This window comes from Micromonospora aridisoli, from assembly GCF_056150025.1.
On record NZ_JAXCFK010000031.1, the window covers coordinates 1 to 3,511 of the forward strand.

General features: G+C 52.3%; 2 tRNA genes and 2 rRNA genes. All 4 read left to right on the forward strand.

The window, feature by feature from the left end:
- Positions 1-103: 103 nt before the first annotated feature.
- The 4 genes from SM447_RS29120 to SM447_RS29135 all read left to right on the forward strand — a co-directional run bounded on the left by SM447_RS29120 (position 104) and on the right by SM447_RS29135 (position 3,378).
- Positions 104-3,030: ribosomal RNA gene (locus SM447_RS29120) — 23S ribosomal RNA — on the forward strand.
- Between the two features lie 53 nt (positions 3,031-3,083).
- Positions 3,084-3,199: ribosomal RNA gene (gene rrf, locus SM447_RS29125) — 5S ribosomal RNA — on the forward strand.
- A 14-nt stretch (positions 3,200-3,213) separates the two neighbouring features.
- Positions 3,214-3,290: transfer RNA gene (locus SM447_RS29130), tRNA-Met, on the forward strand.
- 11 nt (positions 3,291-3,301) lie between these two features.
- Positions 3,302-3,378: transfer RNA gene (locus SM447_RS29135), tRNA-Asp, on the forward strand.
- The last annotated feature ends 133 nt before the right edge of the window (positions 3,379-3,511 follow it).

A 3,511-nucleotide genomic window follows, 5' to 3' on the forward strand; every position in this document is an offset into this window, starting at 1 on the left:
CTATATCAAATTCCATATGTAAGTAATTACATATAGATAGTAACAAGAAAATAAACCGAAACGCTGTGAATATTTAATGAGTTAGGTCGAAAGGCCAAAATAAGGTTAAGTTAATAAGGGCGCACGGTGGATGCCTTGGCACTAGGAGCCGATGAAGGACGGGACGAACACCGATATGCTTCGGGGAGCTGTAAGCAAGCTTTGATCCGGAGATTTCCGAATGGGGAAACCCACCACTCGTAATGGAGTGGTATCCATATCTGAATTCATAGGATATGAGAAGGCAGACCCGGGGAACTGAAACATCTAAGTACCCGGAGGAAGAGAAAGCAAATGCGATTCCCTGAGTAGCGGCGAGCGAAACGGGATCAGCCCAAACCAAGAGGCTTGCCTCTTGGGGTTGTAGGACACTCTGTACGGAGTTACAAAGGAACGAGGTAGATGAAGAGGTCTGGAAAGGCCCGCCATAGGAGGTAACAGCCCTGTAGTCAAAACTTCGTTCTCTCCTGAGTGGATCCTGAGTACGGCGGAACACGTGAAATTCCGTCGGAATCCGGGAGGACCATCTCCCAAGGCTAAATACTCCCTAGTGACCGATAGTGAACCAGTACCGTGAGGGAAAGGTGAAAAGCACCCCGGAAGGGGAGTGAAAGAGATCCTGAAACCGTGTGCCTACAAGTAGTCAGAGCCCGTTAACGGGTGATGGCGTGCCTTTTGTAGAATGAACCGGCGAGTTACGATCCCGTGCAAGGTTAAGCAGAAGATGCGGAGCCGCAGCGAAAGCGAGTCTGAATAGGGCGCATGAGTACGTGGTCGTAGACCCGAAACCAGGTGATCTACCCATGTCCAGGGTGAAGTTCAGGTAACACTGAATGGAGGCCCGAACCCACGCACGTTGAAAAGTGCGGGGATGAGGTGTGGGTAGGGGTGAAATGCCAATCGAACCTGGAGATAGCTGGTTCTCTCCGAAATAGCTTTAGGGCTAGCCTCAAGGTAAGAGTCTTGGAGGTAGAGCACTGATTGGACTAGGGGCCCCTACCGGGTTACCGAATTCAGTCAAACTCCGAATGCCAATGACTTATCCTTGGGAGTCAGACTGCGAGTGATAAGATCCGTAGTCGAAAGGGAAACAGCCCAGACCATCAGCTAAGGTCCCCAAGTGTATGTTAAGTGGAAAAGGATGTGGCGTTGCACAGACAACTAGGATGTTGGCTTAGAAGCAGCCACCATTCAAAGAGTGCGTAATAGCTCACTAGTCGAGTGACGCCGCGCCGAAAATGTAACGGGGCTAAACATACCACCGAAGCTATGGATCCCGTAAGGGATGGTAGGGGAGCGTTCCAAGCAGCAGTGAAGCGGTATCGTGAGGAGCCGTGGAGCGCTTGGAAGTGAGAATGCCGGTGTGAGTAGCGAAAAGAGGGGTGAGAATCCCCTCCGTCGAAAGCCCAAGGTTTCCTGAGGAAGGCTCGTCCGCTCAGGGTTAGTCTGGACCTAAGCCGAGGCCGAAAGGCGTAGGCGATGGACAACAGGTTGATATTCCTGTACCACCTCCTCACCATTTGAGCAATGGGGGGACGCAGGAGGATAGGGTAAGCGCGGTATTGGATATCCGCGTCCAAGCAGTTAGGCTGGGAAATAGGCAAATCCGTTTCCCATAAGGCTGAGCTGTGATGGCGAGCGAAATATAGTAGCGAAGTTCCTGATTCCACACTGCCAAGAAAAGCCTCTAGCGAGGTGAGAGGTGCCCGTACCGCAAACCGACACAGGTAGGCGAGGAGAGAATCCTAAGGTGATCGAGAGAACTCTCGTTAAGGAACTCGGCAAAATGACCCCGTAACTTCGGGAGAAGGGGTGCTCTGTTAGGGTGCAAGCCCGAGAGAGCCGCAGTGAATAGGCCCAGGCGACTGTTTAGCAAAAACACAGGTCTCTGCGAAGCCGTAAGGCGAAGTATAGGGGCTGACGCCTGCCCGGTGCTGGAAGGTTAAGAGGAGCGCTTAGCGTAAGCGAAGGTGCGAATTGAAGCCCCAGTAAACGGCGGCCGTAACTATAACGGTCCTAAGGTAGCGAAATTCCTTGTCGGGTAAGTTCCGACCCGCACGAAAGGCGCAACGATCTGGGCACTGTCTCAACGAGAGACTCGGTGAAATTATAGTACCTGTGAAGATGCAGGTTACCCGCGACAGGACGGAAAGACCCCGTGGAGCTTTACTGCAGCCTGATATTGAATGTTGGTACAGCTTGTACAGGATAGGTAGGAGCCTTGGAAACCGGAGCGCCAGCTTCGGTGGAGGCATCGGTGGGATACTACCCTGGCTGTATTGACCTTCTAACCCGCCGCCCTTATCGGGCGGGGAGACAGTGTCAGGTGGGCAGTTTGACTGGGGCGGTCGCCTCCTAAAAGGTAACGGAGGCGCCCAAAGGTTCCCTCAGAATGGTTGGAAATCATTCGCAGAGTGTAAAGGCACAAGGGAGCTTGACTGCGAGACCTACAAGTCGAGCAGGGACGAAAGTCGGGCTTAGTGATCCGGTGGTTCCGCATGGAAGGGCCATCGCTCAACGGATAAAAGCTACCCCGGGGATAACAGGCTTATCTCCCCCAAGAGTCCACATCGACGGGGAGGTTTGGCACCTCGATGTCGGCTCATCGCATCCTGGGGCTGTAGTCGGTCCCAAGGGTTGGGCTGTTCGCCCATTAAAGCGGTACGCGAGCTGGGTTCAGAACGTCGTGAGACAGTTCGGTCCCTATCCGTCGCGGGCGCAGGAAATTTGAGAGGAGCTGTCCTTAGTACGAGAGGACCGGGATGGACGCACCGCTGGTGTACCAGTTGTTCTGCCAAGGGCATCGCTGGGTAGCTATGTGCGGACGGGATAAGTGCTGAAAGCATCTAAGCATGAAGCCCCCCTCAAGATGAGATTTCCCATTCCGCAAGGAAGTAAGATCCCTGAAAGATGATCAGGTTGATAGGTCTGAGGTGGAAGTGTGGCGACACATGGAGCTGACAGATACTAATCGATCGAGGACTTAACCATATTTGAATGATGTCACACCTGTTATCTAGTTTTGAGAGAACACTCTCAATTTGTTTGGTGGCGATAGCGAAGAGGTCACACCCGTTCCCATACCGAACACGGAAGTTAAGCTCTTCAGCGCCGATGGTAGTCGGGGGTTTCCCCCTGTGAGAGTAGGACGCCGCCAAGCATTACTTTTATCATCGCGGTGTGGAGCAGTTCGGTAGCTCGTCGGGCTCATAACCCGAAGGTCGCAGGTTCAAATCCTGCCCCCGCAACCAAATTTTAAAATGGTCCGGTAGTTCAGTTGGTTAGAATGCCTGCCTGTCACGCAGGAGGTCGCGGGTTCGAGTCCCGTCCGGACCGCCATTAATGTAAACGAAACGATCATGTTTTCGTTTTTTTTGTGTTTTCTTTTACTATATCTTCTGCTTGGTGTCATAGCCAAGCTTTCTTTATATCGGGAACATCTTGGATATTTCAGCAAAATTCGATAAACTAG